This is a genomic window from Pseudomonas paraversuta (assembly GCF_904067025.1).
GTDB classification, from domain to species: Bacteria; Pseudomonadota; Gammaproteobacteria; order Pseudomonadales; family Pseudomonadaceae; genus Aquipseudomonas; species Aquipseudomonas paraversuta.
This window is the reverse complement of the sequence record NZ_CAJFDA010000001.1, coordinates 4558706-4575384: the sequence shown is the minus strand read 5'-3', so window position 1 is coordinate 4575384 and position 16679 is coordinate 4558706. Positions and strand designations below refer to the sequence as shown.

The window sequence follows — 16679 nt, the reverse complement described above, 5'->3', positions numbered from 1 at the left end:
TCCGGCGGGTTCATAAGGCCCGTCCAATTTGCCTGACGTGTCATGCGCAGGTGCTGGATTCTTTGAGGAGCGTAATGATGTCGATGGCTGATCGTGATGGTGTGATCTGGTATGACGGCAAGCTGGTGCCGTGGCGCGATGCGACAACCCACGTGCTGACCCATACCCTGCACTACGGCATGGGCGTGTTTGAAGGTGTGCGCGCGTATGAAACCCCGCAAGGCCCGGCGATTTTCCGCCTGCAGGCGCACACTGACCGCCTGTTCGATTCGGCCCACATCATGGGCATGAAGATCCCGTTCAGCAAAGACGAAATCAACGAAGCGACCCGCCTGGCGGTGCGTGAAAACAACCTCGACAGCGCCTACATCCGGCCGATGGTGTTCTACGGATCTGAAGCCATGGGCCTGCGTGCCACCGGCCTTAAAGTCCATGTGATCATCGCCCCGTGGAGCTGGGGTGCCTATATGGGCGCCGAAGCCCTGGAAGTCGGGATCAAGGTGCGTACCAGCTCCTTCACCCGTCACCACGTGAACATCTCCATGACCCGGGCCAAGGCCAACGGTCACTACATCAACTCGATGCTGGCCCTGCAGGAAGCGATTTCCGGCGGTGCTGACGAAGCGTTGCTGCTGGACCCGGAAGGCTTCGTGGCTGAAGGCTCGGGCGAAAACGTATTCCTGATCAAGGACGGCGTGATTTACACCCCGGACGTGACGGCTTGCCTGAACGGCATCACCCGCAGCACGATCCTGACCCTGGCCACCGAGCTTGGGTACAAATTTGTAGAAAAACGCATTACCCGGGACGAGGTTTACATCGCCGACGAAGCCTTCTTTACCGGCACTGCCGCTGAAGTGACGCCGATTCGCGAAGTTGACGGGCGACTGATCGGTATTGGCCGTCGCGGTCCGATTACCGAAAAACTGCAAAAAGCCTACTTTGATCTGGTAACCGGCAAGACTACTGCTCACCCAGAGTGGCGTACACTGGTCAAATAAAGCGATATGGCACTACAGCGGGGAGGCGAATGCCTGATTCCCGTCAGTTAAATGAACGCTGTTTCTGTAGGAGCGAGCTTGCTCGCGATGGTCGTTAACGCTAACGCGTGTTTACTGGATAAACGCGGCGCTATCGAGATCATCGCGAGACAAGCCCGCTCCTGCGGTTGAGGTAACAGGGCTTTTAACAGACAGGTATCAGGCGAATGCCTCCCTTGCTCGTTTATGGAAACTTATGAATATTTTGATCGTTGGGCCCAGCTGGGTCGGTGACATGGTGATGGCACAGACACTGTTCCAGTGCCTGAAACAGCGTCATCCGGATTGCGCAATCGATGTGCTGGCCCCCGAGTGGAGCCGGCCCATCCTTGAGCGCATGCCTGAAGTTCGTCAGGCCTTGAGCTTTCCGCTCGGCCACGGCGCACTCGAGCTGGCCACGCGACGCAAGATCGGCAAGTCCCTCAAGGGTCAATACGATCAGGCAATCCTGCTGCCCAACTCGCTGAAATCGGCACTGGTGCCGTTTTTCGCCGGTATCCCCAAACGCACCGGCTGGCGCGGCGAGTTCCGCTACGGCCTGCTCAACGATGTGCGCAAGCTCGATAAAGACCGCTATCCGTTGATGATCGAGCGCTTTATGGCCCTGGCCTATGAGCCCGGGGCAGACCTGCCTCGGCCGTACCCGCGTCCTGCGTTGCAAATCGACCCGGTGAGTCGCGCTGCGGCACTGGGCAAATTCGGTCTGGCGCTGGACCGTCCGGTGCTGGCGCTGTGCCCGGGTGCCGAGTTTGGCGAGTCCAAACGCTGGCCGTCGGAGCACTACGCGGCGGTGGCCGAGCAAAAAATTCGCGAAGGCTGGCAAGTCTGGCTGTTCGGTTCCAAAAACGATCACGGGGTGGGCGAAGACATCCGCGCGCGGCTGATTCCGGGGCTGCGCGAAGAGTCGGTCAACCTCAGCGGCGAGACTTCCCTGGCGGAAGCCATTGACCTGCTGTCGTGCGCCGATGCGGTGGTGTCCAACGATTCCGGGCTGATGCATGTGGCAGCGGCGCTTAATCGCCCGTTGGTGGCGGTGTATGGCTCCACGTCGCCGGGCTTCACCCCGCCCCTGGCCGACAAGGTCGAGATCGTGCGCCTGGGTCTCGATTGCAGCCCCTGCTTTGATCGTACCTGCCGTTTCGGCCACTACAACTGTCTGCGTGAGTTGATGCCGCAGCCGGTGGTTGAAGCCTTGCAGCGTTTGCACGGCTCTGTGGTCGAGGTCAAATAGGTGCGCGTCCTGTTGGTAAAAACCTCATCCCTGGGGGATATCATTCATGCCCTGCCGGCATTGACCGATGCGGCGCGGGCCATTCCGGGGATCACCTTCGACTGGGTAGTGGAAGAAGGTTTTGCCGAGATTCCGACCTGGCACCCGGCAGTGGGAAAAGTCATTCCGGTGGCCATTCGCCGCTGGCGCAAGAATATCTGGCAAACCATCAAGAGCGGTGAATGGCGGCGCTTCAAGCAAAGTCTGCGCGCCGAGAAATACGACCTGGTGCTCGATGCCCAGGGCCTGCTCAAAAGTGCCTGGCTGACGCGCTATGTCAAAGCTCCGGTGGCCGGCCTGGACCAGAACTCTGCCCGCGAACCGCTGGCCAGCCGCTTTTATCAACGCCGCCTGGCCGTAGCCAGGGGGCAGCATGCAGTTGAGCGCCTGCGCCAGTTGTTTGCCGTTGCCTTGGGCTACGACCTGCCCAAGGGGCTGGGCGATTACGGGCTCGATGTTGAGCGGCTGATTGAATTACCGCGCAACAAGCCATACGTACTGTTTTTGCATGGCACCACCTGGGACACCAAACACTGGCCTGAAGTGTACTGGCGCGATCTGGCGCTACGCATGGGACACAAGGGCATTGAAGTCCGCTTGCCCTGGGGCAACCCGGCGGAAAAGGCCAGGGCAGAGCGCATTGCCAGTGGCTTGGGCAACGCCGTGGTACTGCCCAGGCTGAACCTGGCGGGTGTTGCCAGGGTGTTGGCCAGCGCCAGTGCCTGTGTGGCGGTCGATACCGGCCTTGGGCATCTGGCAGCGGCACTGGATGTGCCCACCATCTCCCTGTTCGGCCCGACCAATCCCGGCCTCACGGGTGCCTATGGCAAGGTGCAGATTCACCTGGCCAGCGATTTTCCGTGTGCCCCGTGCCTGCAGAAAAAATGTACTTACCAGCCGACTGCACAGGACCAGCAGCGGTTTGATCTGAAGAGCGAGTGGCCTTTGTGCTTCACTCGCCTGAACCCCGAGCGTGTCGCAAGTCGATTAAGCACGTTGTTACTGGCTGAGGAACTGCGCTGATGCAACTGGCTTTTGTGTTGTACAAATACTTCCCGTTTGGCGGCCTGCAACGCGATTTCATGCGCATTGCCCTGGAGTGCCAGAAGCGCGGGCACCAGATCCGGGTCTATACCATGATTTGGGAAGGCGATATTCCGCCGGGCTTCGAAGTGCTGGTGGCGCCGGTCAAGGCGTTCTTCAACCACACCCGTAATGAAAAAATGCTCGCCTGGATGCAGGCCGATCTGGCCAAGCGCCCGGTCGATCGGGTGATTGGCTTCAACAAAATGCCGGGTCTGGACGTGTACTACGCGGCGGACGGCTGTTTTGAAGACAAGGCGCAGAACCTGCGGCACGCGATGTATCGCCATTTCAAGCGCTACAAGCACTTTGCCGAATATGAGCGTGCGGTATTCGACAAGGATGCTGCGACCGAAATCCTGATGATTTCCGAGGTCCAGCAACCGCTGTTTATCAAGCATTACCAGACCCCGTTGCAGCGCTTCCATTTGCTGCCACCGGGTATCGCGCTGGACCGCCGGGCACCGGCCAACGCGGCCGAGATCCGCGCCGAGTTCCGCCGCGAATTCCATCTGGCCGATGACGACCTGTTGCTGGTGCAGATTGGCTCCGGGTTCAAGACCAAGGGTGTGGACCGCAGCTTGAAAGCTCTGGCCGCTTTGCCCCCTGAGCTTAAAAAGCGCACCAGACTGTTCGTGATCGGCCAGGACGACCCCAAGGTCTTCCAGCTGCAAAGCGCCACCCTGGGGCTGGGCGACCATGTGCAGTTCCTTAAAGGGCGCAGTGATATCCCGCGTTTCCTGCTGGGCGCCGATTTGCTGATCCACCCGGCCTACAACGAAAACACCGGCACGGTACTGCTGGAAGCACTGGTGGCCGGGCTGCCGGTGCTGGTCAGCGCAGTGTGCGGCTATGCCCACTACATCAGCGACGCCGATTGCGGGCGGGTGCTGGACGAGCCGTTCGAGCAGAACCAGCTCAATGAATACCTGACACACATGTTGTCCGACGATGCTGCGCGTGCGGCCTGGAGCCGAAACGGCCTGGCCTACGCGCAGACGGCCGACCTCTATAGCATGCCGCAGCACGCTGCGGATGTGATTCTGGCGGAGCAACACCGATGAAACTGATTCTTGCCGAACCGTTCAAAAGCTTGTGGGCCGGACGCGATGCGTTCACCGAAGTCGAGCGTCTGGAAGGCGAGGTATACCGCGAGCTGGAAGGTCGACGTACCTTGCGTACTGAACTCGACGGGCGTGGTTTCTTTGTGAAAATTCACCGTGGCATTGGCTGGGGTGAAGTCTTCAAAAACCTGCTGACCGCCAAGCTGCCAGTACTCGGGGCGGGCCAGGAATGGCGTGCGATCAAGCGCCTGCATGAAGTCGGCGTACCGACCATGACGGCCGTCGCCTATGGCGAAAAGGGCAGCAACCCGGCCGCGCAGCACTCGTTCATCATCACTGAAGAGCTGGCGCCCACCGTCAGCCTCGAAGACTTCAGCCTCAACTGGGTCAAACAGCCGCCGCAGCCCAAACTCAAGCACGCGCTGATCGCCGAAGTGGCACGCATGACCGGCATGATGCACCGCGCCGGGGTCAACCATCGCGACTGCTACATCTGCCACTTCCTGCTGCACACCGACAAGCCGGTCACGGCGGACAATTTCCGCCTGTCCATCATCGACCTGCACCGTGCCCAGACCCGCACTGTGATCAGCAAGCGCTGGCGCAATAAAGACCTGGCGGCGCTGTACTTCTCGGCGCTGGACATCGGTCTGACCCAACGCGACAAACTGCGCTTCCTGCGCGGTTATTTCCAGTTGCCGCTACGCCAGATCCTGCGCGAAGAAGCCCGCCTGCTGGCGTGGCTGGAAGGCAAGGCAAGCAAACTCTATGAACGCAAACTGCGTTATGGGGATGCACTGTAATGGCGGGTTGGAATCTGGAACCGGCTTACAGCGCTCTGGCAGCGGATTTTGGCACTCTGGACGCGGTCTTCGCCTTGCAGGGAGAGCACCTGACCCGCGACCCGCTGTCCGAAGTGATTCGCGTCGAGCGCGCCGGGGTCAATTATTACGTCAAGCGCTACACCGGAGCCGGTAAAGGCTTGCGCCGTTATCTGGGGCGGCCGCGGGTCAAATCCGAATGGCAAAACCTCAAGCGTTTCGCCAAGTGGGGCATTCCCACGGCAGAGGTCGTGGCCTGGGGCCTTGAGCGCAGCGGTGCGGCCTATGCCCGTGGCGCCCTGATTACTCGCGAATTGCCCAATACCCGCGACTTGTCAGAACTGGCCGACAACCACGATCCGTTGCTCAAGGATCGGCTCTGGGTCGACGGCGTGAGTCGTCAACTGGCTCGCTATACGCGGATCATGCACGACCACCGCTTCACCCATAACGACCTCAAGTGGCGCAACTTGCTGATCGACGATCAGGCAAAACTGTATTTGATCGACTGCCCCAATGGCGACTTCTGGCGCGGTTTCTGGCTCAAGTACCGCATCACCAAAGACCTGGCCTGCCTCGACAAAGTGGCCAAATACCACCTGTCTGCCACCCAGCGTCTGCGTTTTTATTTCCAGTACACGGGGCGTAATACACTCAATGCGGCGGACAAAGAGCGGGTTCGTCATATCGTGCGTTTCTTTGAGGGCCGGGAATGACTGATTTTATTGCAGGCACTGACCGCGCCTTGCTTGAGCGTAACGGGCTGGCCGACTTTGATGCATTGTGGGCCGTGCAACTGGACGCGGTGGACGAACCCAACACCAGTGGTGGTGGCTGGAGCAGCGTGTTTCGTATGGATCTGGAAGGCCAGGGCTTTTACCTCAAGCGCCAGAGTAATTACCTGACCCGCACCCTGCATAGCCCCCTGGGCGAGCCGAGTTTTGCCCGCGAGTTTCGCAATATCGAGCGCTACAAAACGCTGGGTATTCCGGCGCTGGAGGCCGTGTTCTTCGGCGAGCGCAAAGTGCCGGGCGAACGTCGGGCGATCCTGATGACCCGCGCTCTGGATGGCTGGAATGACCTGGATTCTTTGCTCGAACAGTGGCCGCAGCTGACAGCCGGGCAACAGCAGGCGATCTTGCAGGCATGCGGTCAACTGGCCCGCCGGCTGCACGCGGTGCGCCAGGTTCACGGCTGCTTTTATCCCAAACACATATTCCTGCAGCCTGACGGTGCGGCCTATCGCGCGCAACTGATCGATCTGGAGAAAACCCGCCCGTTGCTGCTGGGGCAGCGTGATCGGGTCAAGGACATCGAGCCGTTGCTGCGCCGGGCAGATGCCTGGACTGAAGCCGGGGTGCGCGCCTTGCTCGCCGCCTATCTGGAGCAACCGGCTGACAGCGGCCTGGTGGATGCGTGGTATCAGCGCCTTAACCTGCGCCGTAGCCGCAAAGGGGAACGTTGATGCGCCTGTCCGAATTGCAAAAAGCCGGGCGTGCGCCGGGTTTGCCGCTCAGCATTGAACTGGCGGACGCCGCCGGGCCGGCGCGGTTGCAACTATTGACCTTGCTGCGTGTATTGCCGGGCCAGCGCTATGTCGGCGCCGGTGTCTGGCGCGGGCGTGCGGTACTGGCCAAGTTGATGGTCGGCCCTAAAGCCGCGCGCAATTTTCAGCGTGAACTCAATGGCGTGCGTCTGCTGGCCGATCAAGGCCTGACCACCCCTTTGCTGCTGGCCGACGGTTTGCAGGAAGGCGAGGGCGGCTGGTTGTTGTTCGAATTTCTGGAAGACGCCCAAAGCCTCGATATGGCCTGGAAAGCCGTGCAGGCTCTGCCGGTACTGGCCGATGAGCAGCAAGCTGTTCTGGCAGAGGCCCTGGGTGCGATCGGGCAGATGCACCTCAAGGGGCTCTGGCAGCAAGACCTGCACCTGGACAACCTGCTGCGTCACAACGGCAAACTGTATTTGATCGACGGTGCGGGGATTTGCGTCGAAGAGGCGGGCAAGCCGCTGTCGCGACAAAAAGTACTGGAGAATCTCGGCGTGTTCTTCGCCCAGTTGCCGAAAAGCCTGGAGCCTTTTATCGAAGAATTGCTGGTGCATTACCTGCTCAGCAATGGTGAACACGCACTGCCGCTGGAAGCGCTGCTCAAGCAGGTGGAGAAAGTCCGTGCCTGGCGGCTGAACGACTTTTTGACCAAGGTCGGGCGCGACTGCACCTTGTTTAGCGTGCAGCGCGGGGCTTTTGCCCTGCGCGCCATTCGCCGCGACCAGGAGGCGGCGATGCTGCCGGTACTGGCTCAAGCCGATGCCTTGCTCGATCGGGGGCACCTGTACAAGACCGGTGGCGCGGCGAGTGTTGGCAAGGTCGAAGTGGCGGGCCGCACGCTGGTGGTCAAGCGCTACAACATCAAGGGCTTTACCCACTGGCTCAAGCGCTTCTGGCGTCCGAGCCGGGCCTGGCATTCGTGGCGCGAGGGCAACCGCCTGGGGTTTCTCGGCATTGCTACGCCCAGGCCGCTGGCGCTGCTGGAAACACGTTTTTGCTGGCTGCGCGGTAAAGCGTATCTGGTGACCGAGTACTTGCCGGGTGCGGACATCATCGAGCGCTTTGCGCCCTATGTTGAGCAGGGTGATGCGCCAGAAGTCGAGTTGCAGGCGCTGGATGGCCTGTTTGCCGATTTGATCCGCGAGCGCATCAGCCACGGAGACCTCAAGGGTCACAACGTGTTCTGGGACGAAGGGCGCTGGGCACTGATTGATCTGGATTCAATGTGTCAGCACCGCTCCCTGAGTAGTTTCGCCCCGGCCTATGTCCGCGACCGTGCACGCTTCATGCGTAACTGGCCGGTGGACAGTGCCTTGTATCAAGTGATCGACGGCCGCCTGCCCAGACAGCCCTGACCCCAACCCTCTGTAGGAGCGAGCTTGCTCGCGAGCGTTTCGTTGCGGCGCTGGAAGAGCTCGCGAGACAAGCTCGCTCCTACGGGGGGGATGCGCTGTTTGTATCTGGCCCCGGTAGCCCCCGGTAGCCCTGATCCCCCAACCCTCTGTAGGAGCGAGCTTGCTCGCGAGCGTTTCGTTGCGGCGCTGGAAGAGCTCGCGAGACAAGCTCGCTCCTGCAGGGGGGGATTCGCTGTTTGTATCTGGCCCCGGCGGCCCCCGGTAGCCCTGATCCCCCAACCCTCTGTAGGAGCGAGCTTGCTCGCGAGCGTTTCGTTGCGGCGCTGGAAGAGCTCGCGAGACAAGCTCGCTCTACGGGGGGATTCGCTGTTTGTATCTGGCCCCGGCGGCCCCCGGTAGCCCTGATCCCCCAACCCTCTGTAGGAGCGAGCTTGCTCGCGAGCGTTTCGTTGCGGCGTTGGAAGAGCTCGCGAGACAAGCTCGCTCCTGCAGGGGGGGATTCGCTGTTTGTATCTGGCCCCGGCGGCCCCCGGTAGCCCTGATCCCCCAACCCTCTGTAGGAGCGAGCTTGCTCGCGAGCGTTTCGTTGCGGCGCTGGAAGAGCTCGCGAGACAAGCTCGCTCCTACGGGGGGATTCGCTGTTTGTATCTGACCCCGGCGGCCCCCGGTAGCCCTGATCCCCCAACCCTCTGTAGGAGCGAGCTTGCTCGCGAGCGTTTCATTGCGGCGTTGGAAGAGCTCGCGAGACAAGCTCGCTCCTACAGGGGCGGGGGGGCGTTTAAAAGCGGTATTCGGCTCCGGCGCCGGCATACCATGAACGGCCCGGCGCGGCTTCGTAGAAGCGGCTATTGCCGTCGGCCACAATCACCGAGCCCACGTACTGACGGTCCAGCAGGTTGTCCAGGCGCAAGGTCTGGTGGAAGGTCCAGTGCTCGACCTTCTGTTCAAACCTGGCCCGCCAGTTGAATACGCTGTAAGCCGGTGCAGCTTTTGCGGTGTTGGTGTCTTCAACGTAGACCTTGCTGCGGTACATGCCTTCGATGGCGGTGCTGACCCAGTCGGCCGGCTTCCAGTTCACTTCGGCAAACAAGGTGGTCTGCGGTACGCCAGGCAGGTAGTTGCCTTTGTCGACAGTACCTTTGGTGCTGGCGAAGTCGCTGTCGTAGGTCGCTTGCAGGCGGGTGTAGGCCAGGGTAGTGGTCCAGTGCTCGCTGAGCTGGCTTTCGATCCCCAGTTCAAACCCGCGGCGCAGGGTGCGGCCGGCGTTCTGGTAGGTCGTGCGCCCGCCGCTATTGCCCAAAACCACCAGCTCATCTTCGGTGGTGATCTGGAACACGGCCGCGTTGATCCGGGTGTTGTCGATCTGCGCCTTGAGGCCCATTTCGTACTGCGTGCTTTCGGAAGGCTTGAGGCCGAAGTTAAAGCCAGTGCCGCTGGGTGAATAGGCCAGCTCGGCCTGGGTCGGCGTTTCAAAGCCTTTGCCTGCGCTGACATAACCATGCAGCTCAGGGGTGAAGGCATACATCACGCTGACCGACGGCGTGGCTTTTTCATAGCGCTTGGTGCCGCTGTCGTCGCCATTGCTCAAAAATTGATCATCGACGTCCATTTCCATGGTGCTGTAGCGCAAGCCGGCCTGCAGGGTCCAGTCGTCGATGGCCCAGTTGGCCTGTACATACGGATCGAGACTGCGGGCGGTATCGACCTCGTCGCGTACCAGCGCGCCTTTGACCCCCAGTTGGTCGCCTATGTAGTTGTTGTAACCGTGGCGACTGTCCTGGCTCTGGTCAAAGTCCAGACCACCAATCAGGGTCAGTTCGCCCGGCACGCCAGCCACAGGTTGCAGCCAGCGCAGGCTGCCACCGTAGAACTTGCGGTCGAACTGAACCACACCGCCGCCCTGGTTGTTGGAGGGGTTGAGAACTGGTGGCTTTCCTACATATTTGGGAATCGCCAGGTACTGAATAACGCTGCGGGTGCCGGTGTAGGCATTGACCTGCAGGGTGGCGTCGCCGATATAACGCTCGTAGTTCATCCCCAGTTGCTGGTGGTCGATGCTCTTGCGGGTGTTGTAGGTCAGGGCTGCGGGGGTCACCGAGCGCGGGTCGGCCTTGTAGGCATCCCAGCTTTGTCCCAGCGGGTCCTGGGTACCGTTTTGCTCAAGGCTGCTGTAAATCAGCGCCAGCTTGCTGTCTTCATCGGGGTGCAGGTTGAGCTTGGCAAAGGTCTGGTCACGACGTGCAGCGCTGTGGTCGCGGTAGCCGTCGGTGTCCATGCGCGAGGCATCGAGTACAAAGCCGACATCATCGGTGGCGCCTTCGGCAGTGAGGTGGTTTTTGCTCATGCCGTCGCTGCCGATCAGGGTTTCGGCACCAATGCGCGGCGGGCCTTCGCCATCACGGGAGAACATTTGAATAACCCCGCCGGCGTTGCTGCCGTACAAGGTGGCCGCCGGGCCACGCAACACTTCAATGCGCTCGGCGGTATCGAGGTTGAAGGTGGCGGCTTGCCCCTGACCGTCGGGAGTGCTGGCCGGGATACCGTCTGCAATCAACTTGATGCCACGCACGCCGAATGCCGAGCGCGCGCCAAAGCCACGGGAGGAAATTTGCAGGTCCTGGGCGTAGTTCTGACGGTTTTGCACCACCAGGCCCGGCACCCGGGATAAAACCTCCGAGGCATTAATCCCCAGTTGGCCGTCGCTGATTTGCTGTTGGCTGATGCTGTCTACCGAGTACGGCAGATCAAAACTCGGGCTGGCGCTGCGCGAGCCGGTGATGACGCTCGGGTCCAGTTCCAGGGTTTGGGCGGCGAAACCGGTGGAGGCCAGGCTCAGGCCGGGCAGCAGCATGGCAAGGCGTGCAGGTGCAAAAAATTTCATGGGCGGTTCAGGGATTCCGTGTGAAGCGACCTGTCTGGGCGACGGGTATCAGGCTAGCAGAGGGCGCGCAGTTTAGCGGGTGCCGCGCCGGATTGCTTGGCCAGGGCATGGGTGGCGACTCGGGAGGCCTGTTCCAGGGCCGGGGAGCGCGGCAAATCGCGCTGGGTCATTCCCTCGCGCTTTACGCTATAATCCCGCCCTTTAGTTGTTTCTGCGCCTTGGGCGCAGCACACCATTTTTTCAGGCGCCTGCCGCCTGCCTGCATTCCAAAGAGGCACAACCTGTGGCATTGACGATTCTTGGCCTGTCCGGCGCCCTGAGCCATGACCCCTCCGCAGCCCTGTATATCGACGGCAAGCTGGTCGCAGCGGCGGAAGAAGAGCGATTTGTACGTGATAAGCATGCCAAGAACCGCATGCCCTACGAATCGGCGAAATTCTGTCTAGAACAGGCCGGTATCAAGCCTGGCGACGTTGACGTGGTTGCGATCCCTTTCGCACCGATCAGCTTGTTCGGTAAGGCGCGCTGGCATTATGCCAAGCGTTACTGGTACGCCCCGGACCGCGCCCTTGACGCGATCCTGATGGGCAACCGTCGCTACAAGCGCTATCGCAACAAGATTGTGTTCTGTCTTGAGCAACTGGGCTTCGATCCGAAAAAAATCAAGATCGAACCGGTTGAGCACCACCTGGCCCACGCCTCCAGCGCTTATCACTGCTCGGGTTTCAAAGAGAAAACCGCGATCCTCGGCATCGACGGCAAGGGTGAGTACGCCACGACTTTCTTCGGTTATGGCGAAAACGGCAAGATCACCAAGATCAAGGAATTCTTCGATCCGGACTCCCTGGGCGGCCTGTACGGCGCGATTACCGAGTTCCTCGGTTTCGAGATGCTCGACGGCGAGTTCAAGGTAATGGGCATGGCGCCGTATGGCGACGCCAGCAAATACGATTTCTCGCGTCTGGCCTCGTTTGAAAACGGCGAACTGGTGATCAACACCGAATACGCCAACGTCATCGGTCTGCGTCGCTACAAAGAAAACGGCAAGGGTTTCTACTTCTCGCCAAAACTGATCGAGTGGCTGGGGCCCAAGCGTGAAGGCGATATCGCCGACGAACCTTACATCCACTATGCGGCCAGCATGCAGGCGCTGTTTGAAAAACTGTCGCTGCAAATGATCGATTACTACCTGGGCGACATCCTCAAGGAGACCGGCAAGATGGCCTTCGCGGGCGGCTGCGCGTTGAACGTGAAGCTGAACCAGAAGATCATTGCCCGCCCTGAAGTCAAAGAGCTGTTTGTGCAACCTGCGTCCGGCGATGCCGGTACGGCGGTGGGCGCAGCAGCCTATGTGTCCCACGCTCGCGGCGTGCCGGTGGAGAAGATGGAACACGTCTATCTCGGCCCTGCGTACAGCAACGAAGACGTGATTGCGGCCTGTGCCCGTCACCCGGGCAAGCCGGCGTATCGTAAAATCGACAACACCCCTGAGCGCATCGCCAAGATCATGGTCGACGGCAACCCGGTGGCCTGGTTCCAGGGCCGCATGGAGTTTGGCCCGCGTGCCCTGGGCGGTCGTTCGATCATCGGTTGCCCGAGCAGCGAAGGCGTGGCTGACCGCATCAACGAACAAATCAAGTTCCGCGAGCGCTGGAGGCCTTTCTGCCCGTCGATGCTCGATACCGTGGGCCCGCAGATGATCAAGGTCGATCACCCTGCGCCATTCATGACCTTCACCTTTGAAGTGTCGGATGAGTGGAAGTCCCGTGTGCCTGAGGTTGTCCATGAAGATGGCACCTCCCGCGCCCAGGTGCTCAAGCGCGAATACAACCCGCGCTACTACGACATGATGAAAGCACTCGAAGTCCTGACCGGTAACGGTGTGTCGCTGAACACCTCGCTCAACCGTCGTGGCGAACCGATGGTTTGCTCGCCGACCGATGCGCTGAACATGTTCTTCGGCTCTGACCTGCAGTACCTGATCATGGAAGACATTCTGGTTGTTAAAGAAGGTGCGCAAACGTATGAATCGCTCGACTGAGCGCCATGTACTGCAGTTCTGCCATGGCTATGACGGGCCGTTTCTGGACTGCGCGCGTCAGTACGCCAGCCTGTTTGCCGGCACTGGCTATCGCGTTACCACGGTCTTTTTGACCGGGGCGGCCGATCCCGAGGTGGCTGCAGGTTGTGCGTCTGATGAAGTGCTGTTTATGGAATTCAGCTCAAAGGCCATTCGTGGCCTGAAGCTGGGAGCCATCCGCGAGCTGCGTAAAATCGCAGCGTCGCGCAATTTCAGCTTTTGCATCGCCCATCGCTTCAAGCCGATTTATGTGGCCTTGCTGGCCACCGGTTTGCCGGTGATTGGCGTGCATCACGCCTTTGGCGATTATCAGCGTCGCAGTCGTAAACTTTTCGCCAACCTGTTCCGTAAACGCCTGAGCCTGCTCGGTGTTTCGGATGCGGTGCGTGATGACATGCGTCAGTGCCTGCCCAAGTGGCCGACCGGGCGCATCAGCACGCTGTACAACCGCATCGATGTTGCGGGCGTACAAGCCGGGCAGTTGCCGGGCACCCAGGCGCGTGAAGCGCTGGGGTTGTCGGTTGATGGCTTTATTGTCGGTAACGTCGGGCGCCTGCATCCGGACAAAGACCAGGCCACGTTGATCCGGGGTTTTGCCAGGGCGTTGCCGGGCTTGCCTGCCGACAGTCAGCTGGCAATTCTGGGCAAGGGCCGCCTGGAGCAGGACCTCAAAGAGCTGGCGACAGAGCTGGGAATTGCCGAGCACGTGAAGTTTTTGGGTCAGGTGCCTGATGCCCGTCGCTATTTCCGCGGGTTTGATGTGTTTGCCCTCAGTTCCGATCATGAACCGTTCGGCATGGTGCTGCTCGAAGCCATGGCTGCCGGAGTTCCGCTGCTGGCCACGGCCTGTGGCGGCGCCAGGGAAGTGGTCGAAGGCGTCGGGATCCTGTTCCCGCTGGGTGATGCCGAGCATTTGGCCCAGGGCCTGCAACATCTGGCCGTGCTGGATGACGAACAGCGTCTGGCCTGTGCCGAGCTGATGCTGGCGCGCTTGCAGGAGCGCTTTAGTGATCAGGCCGTGCGCGACACTTTCTGGCATTTGCCGCAAGTTACCGACCTGACTGCGGAGTCCTGATGCTCAATCGATTTCAAGGCTGGCGCGAGCGTGGCTGGAGCGTTGTCGATGCTCCCGCTTATGCTGAGGCCTGGCAGCGTTTTGGCGGCAGTGTCGCGACCCATCCGCTGGTGGTCGAGCGCCTGGCCGCACTGGCCGGGATCCCGGTGCGCTATCTGGCGTGGGAGCAAAATGGCGAGCTCAAAGCGGCGATTCCTGCCTGGGGCCGTGATGTGGCCCTGTCCAAGGACGTGCTCAAGCGGCACGGCAAAAAAGGTCTGTTTGATCTGGGCAATGCCGAGTTGATCCTGCCCGCGGCCGCCGACGCCAATGCGCCGTTGCGCCATCGTGCACGTTATCTGTCGCAGCTCAACGAAGGTCGTTTCAGCAACCTGGTGCTGCAGCCCGAGCAGTTGGCCATGGCCCGTACCCCTGAAGAACTCTCGAAGAAGTTCCGCTATAACCAGCGCCGCGAACTGCGCTTGCTGGAAGAGGCGGGCGGTGTGGTACGTCCGGTGGCGGAGTTTTCCAGTGTTGAACTGGCCTCGATTTACTGCGATCTGTTTTTGCGCCGCTGGGGTTTTGTCGCCACCGGTGCCGAGCGCATGGCAGAGGTGATCGAGCTGTTGCGCGAGCTGTTGATCGGCTCGGTGATTTTCCTTAACAATTTGCCGATTGCTATTCAGTTGGTGTATCGCGTTGAATCGCCGCACTGGATCAGCGTTGAGTATGTCAATGGCGGTGTCGATCCCGAAACCCGGGCCTTCAGTCCTGGCAGTGTGTTGAGCTTCCTCAACACCCAGTCGGCCTGGGAGCAGGCCCGTAGCCTGAACAAACCTTTGCGCTTTTCGTTCGGTCGCGCCGACCGCGAGTACAAAGAGCGGTGGTGCAACCCGGTGCCGGTCTTCAAAGTGTAAAGGTCTTGTAGGCGCGAGCTTGCTCGCGAGCTTTCCGTTATTGCGTGAAAAGATCGCGAGCAAGCTCGCTCCTACAGGAAATAAAAGCCTTAGAGCAAAAGCCATGAGCCGCAAACAACAACTCCTCAAGCGCCATCGGCGCAACAAACGCGTGGGTCTGCTGATTGGCCTGCTGCTGTTGATTGCCAGCGGTGTGCTGCTGGCCTGGTGGCTGCCGCCGGTGTTGGCGGTTCTGGGCTGGGTGGCCCATGAAGCCTGGTTTGCCGACCACCTGTTCTATTCACCAAAAGATGATTATCAGTACAGCTTTGCGCCGGACACCGAGCGTGTGGCGGTACGTCTTGAGGGCGAAAGGCTGGTAGTCGATCAGCCTCCGAGCCTGACCGGCGACGAAACCCTGATTCTGGCGGTCAGGATCAAGGCCGGGATACTCGGACGTTTTGTCGATCCGTTCGTGCAACTGTTCGCCGCCCAGACGACGGATAAACAGACCTTCGAGCGCGGGGTTAACGGCCTGCGCTATCTGAATCTGAGCGGCTTTGCGTCATCGCTGGCCAGCGGCACGTTGCGCCTGCAAGGACGTTTTTGCCGAGTGGCGGGCGAGCCCGTACTGTGGGTGTTCCGCCAGCCCGACTACCGGGATCAGCGGGTCATGGTGATCGCTCCCCATGCCGACGATGCCGAGCTGGCCGCTTTCGGGTTGTACAGTCAGGCCGCAGAGGCCTGGATCGTGACCCTGACCGCTGGCGAAATTGAAGCCGGGCATTATCAGCAGATGGGCCTTGGACGCGCCGAAGCGGCGCGACTCAAGGGCCGTCTGCGGGCCTGGGACAGCCTGGTGGTACCGCGTTGGGCGGGCGTACCCGAAGCCCATTGCGCGCAGCTGGGGTATTTTTGCCTGCAGCTCCCTGCGATGCAGGCGGCCCCCGATCAGCCCGTTGCCTCTCGCGAAGCTGACCTGAGCGATATCCGCCTGTTTCGTCAGCTCAATCCGTTTGCGCTGCCCGGTGATCTGGATGGCGCCCCGACCTGGAACAACCTGCTGGCGGACTTGCGCGCCTTGATCCTGCGGGCGCGCCCCGAAGTCATGGTGCTGCCGCATCCTGCAATCGACCCGCACCCGGACCACATCTGTGCCCACGCCGCTGTTCTTGAGGCGCTGCAAGGGCTGGAGTGGCAACCGACGACGATTCTGGGGTATGCCAACCATCTGCACGATAACGATCGCTGGCCAATGGGCGATAGCGGTGATGGCATTGCATTGCCACCTGTGTTCGACCCGGCCCTGGTGTTGCAGCCTTGCAGTTTGTCGCTGACCCTTGCGCAGCAGCACGACAAGGCCATGGCACTGGGCATGATGCACGACCTGCAACCCCGTGCCGCGCTCAAGCGGCGGGTGCGTCGCTCTATACAACAGCTCCTTGCAGGCAGAAAGCCATCACCTTATGGTGAGAATGAGTTTTTCCGCAAAGCAGTCAGGCGTCATGAGCTTTTCTGGCTGCTCCAATAATAAAAGCACAGTAAGCAGGGCCATAGCATTGGCTCTAATCTCGACCTTTACATTG

At 60.6% G+C, this 16679-nt stretch carries 13 protein-coding genes; 12 read left to right on the top strand and 1 reads right to left on the bottom strand.

From position 1 onward, the window contains the following. Positions 1 to 77: 77 nt before the first annotated feature. From JQ848_RS20735 to JQ848_RS20700, 8 genes are all read left to right on the top strand, one after another. On the top strand, positions 78 to 1001 hold the full coding sequence (locus JQ848_RS20735; RefSeq protein WP_003438904.1) for a branched-chain amino acid transaminase: 924 nt from the start codon (positions 78 to 80) through the stop codon (positions 999 to 1001). Positions 1002 to 1236: 235 nt separating this feature from the next. After that, positions 1237 to 2271 carry a lipopolysaccharide heptosyltransferase II gene (gene waaF, locus JQ848_RS20730; protein WP_003438906.1) on the top strand — a complete coding sequence of 345 codons (1035 nt, stop codon included), beginning with the start codon at positions 1237 to 1239 and terminating at the stop codon, positions 2269 to 2271. After that, positions 2272 to 3333, top strand: a complete 1062-nt coding sequence (waaC, locus tag JQ848_RS20725) for a lipopolysaccharide heptosyltransferase I (RefSeq protein WP_003438909.1) — start codon at positions 2272 to 2274, stop codon at positions 3331 to 3333. Continuing rightward, positions 3333 to 4457: a glycosyltransferase family 4 protein gene (locus tag JQ848_RS20720; protein WP_202211092.1), complete on the top strand. Its 1125-nt coding sequence runs from the start codon at positions 3333 to 3335 to the stop codon at positions 4455 to 4457. The genes waaC and JQ848_RS20720 overlap by 1 nt, the downstream gene beginning before the upstream one ends. Continuing rightward, positions 4454 to 5260, top strand: coding sequence for a lipopolysaccharide core heptose(I) kinase RfaP (gene rfaP / locus JQ848_RS20715; RefSeq protein ID WP_003438916.1), 807 nt, complete (start codon positions 4454 to 4456; stop codon positions 5258 to 5260). The genes JQ848_RS20720 and rfaP overlap by 4 nt, the downstream gene beginning before the upstream one ends. Further along, positions 5260 to 5994: a lipopolysaccharide kinase InaA family protein gene (locus JQ848_RS20710; RefSeq protein WP_127195722.1), complete on the top strand. Its 735-nt coding sequence runs from the start codon at positions 5260 to 5262 to the stop codon at positions 5992 to 5994. The genes rfaP and JQ848_RS20710 overlap by 1 nt, the downstream gene beginning before the upstream one ends. Next, entirely contained in the window at positions 5991 to 6743 is a 753-nt protein-coding gene (locus JQ848_RS20705) for a lipopolysaccharide kinase InaA family protein (protein ID WP_003438921.1), read from the top strand. The genes JQ848_RS20710 and JQ848_RS20705 overlap by 4 nt, the downstream gene beginning before the upstream one ends. After that, positions 6743 to 8182: a lipopolysaccharide kinase InaA family protein gene (locus JQ848_RS20700; RefSeq protein ID WP_202211091.1), complete on the top strand. Its 1440-nt coding sequence runs from the start codon at positions 6743 to 6745 to the stop codon at positions 8180 to 8182. The genes JQ848_RS20705 and JQ848_RS20700 overlap by 1 nt, the downstream gene beginning before the upstream one ends. 778 nt (positions 8183 to 8960) lie before the next feature. Here JQ848_RS20700 and JQ848_RS20695 read toward each other — a convergent pair. Next, on the bottom strand, positions 8961 to 11063 hold the full coding sequence (locus JQ848_RS20695) for a TonB-dependent receptor family protein (protein WP_202211090.1): 2103 nt from the start codon (positions 11061 to 11063) through the stop codon (positions 8961 to 8963). Between the two features lie 283 nt (positions 11064 to 11346). Here JQ848_RS20695 and JQ848_RS20690 point away from each other — a divergent pair, with 283 nt between their 5' ends. The 4 genes from JQ848_RS20690 (at position 11347) to JQ848_RS20675 (ending at position 16624) form a co-directional block, all read left to right on the top strand. Continuing rightward, positions 11347 to 13104 carry a carbamoyltransferase family protein gene (locus JQ848_RS20690; RefSeq protein WP_003438928.1) on the top strand — a complete coding sequence of 586 codons (1758 nt, stop codon included), beginning with the start codon at positions 11347 to 11349 and terminating at the stop codon, positions 13102 to 13104. Next, complete coding sequence (locus JQ848_RS20685; protein WP_003438931.1) at positions 13088 to 14218, top strand: glycosyltransferase; 1131 nt, start codon at positions 13088 to 13090, stop codon at positions 14216 to 14218. The genes JQ848_RS20690 and JQ848_RS20685 overlap by 17 nt, the downstream gene beginning before the upstream one ends. Next, on the top strand, positions 14218 to 15114 hold the full coding sequence (locus JQ848_RS20680; RefSeq protein ID WP_202211089.1) for an antimicrobial resistance protein Mig-14: 897 nt from the start codon (positions 14218 to 14220) through the stop codon (positions 15112 to 15114). The genes JQ848_RS20685 and JQ848_RS20680 overlap by 1 nt, the downstream gene beginning before the upstream one ends. Positions 15115 to 15217: 103 nt before the next feature. Beyond that, complete coding sequence (locus JQ848_RS20675; RefSeq protein WP_202211088.1) at positions 15218 to 16624, top strand: PIG-L deacetylase family protein; 1407 nt, start codon at positions 15218 to 15220, stop codon at positions 16622 to 16624. Positions 16625 to 16679: the final 55 nt, after the last annotated feature.

Bases quoted from the DNA above. Each gene is read 5' to 3' on its own strand.
- JQ848_RS20735 (WP_003438904.1), top strand. From the start codon at position 78: ATGTCGATGGCTGATCGTGATGGTGTGATCTGGTATGACGGCAAGCTG.
- waaF (WP_003438906.1), top strand. From the start codon at position 1,237: ATGAATATTTTGATCGTTGGGCCCAGCTGGGTCGGTGACATGGTGATG.
- JQ848_RS20720 (WP_202211092.1), top strand. From the start codon at position 3,333: ATGCAACTGGCTTTTGTGTTGTACAAATACTTCCCGTTTGGCGGCCTG.
- rfaP (WP_003438916.1), top strand. From the start codon at position 4,454: ATGAAACTGATTCTTGCCGAACCGTTCAAAAGCTTGTGGGCCGGACGC.
- JQ848_RS20710 (WP_127195722.1), top strand. From the start codon at position 5,260: ATGGCGGGTTGGAATCTGGAACCGGCTTACAGCGCTCTGGCAGCGGAT.
- JQ848_RS20705 (WP_003438921.1), top strand. From the start codon at position 5,991: ATGACTGATTTTATTGCAGGCACTGACCGCGCCTTGCTTGAGCGTAAC.
- JQ848_RS20700 (WP_202211091.1), top strand. From the start codon at position 6,743: ATGCGCCTGTCCGAATTGCAAAAAGCCGGGCGTGCGCCGGGTTTGCCG.
- JQ848_RS20695 (WP_202211090.1), bottom strand. From the start codon at position 11,063: ATGAAATTTTTTGCACCTGCACGCCTTGCCATGCTGCTGCCCGGCCTG.
- JQ848_RS20685 (WP_003438931.1), top strand. From the start codon at position 13,088: ATGAATCGCTCGACTGAGCGCCATGTACTGCAGTTCTGCCATGGCTAT.
- JQ848_RS20680 (WP_202211089.1), top strand. From the start codon at position 14,218: ATGCTCAATCGATTTCAAGGCTGGCGCGAGCGTGGCTGGAGCGTTGTC.
- JQ848_RS20675 (WP_202211088.1), top strand. From the start codon at position 15,218: ATGAGCCGCAAACAACAACTCCTCAAGCGCCATCGGCGCAACAAACGC.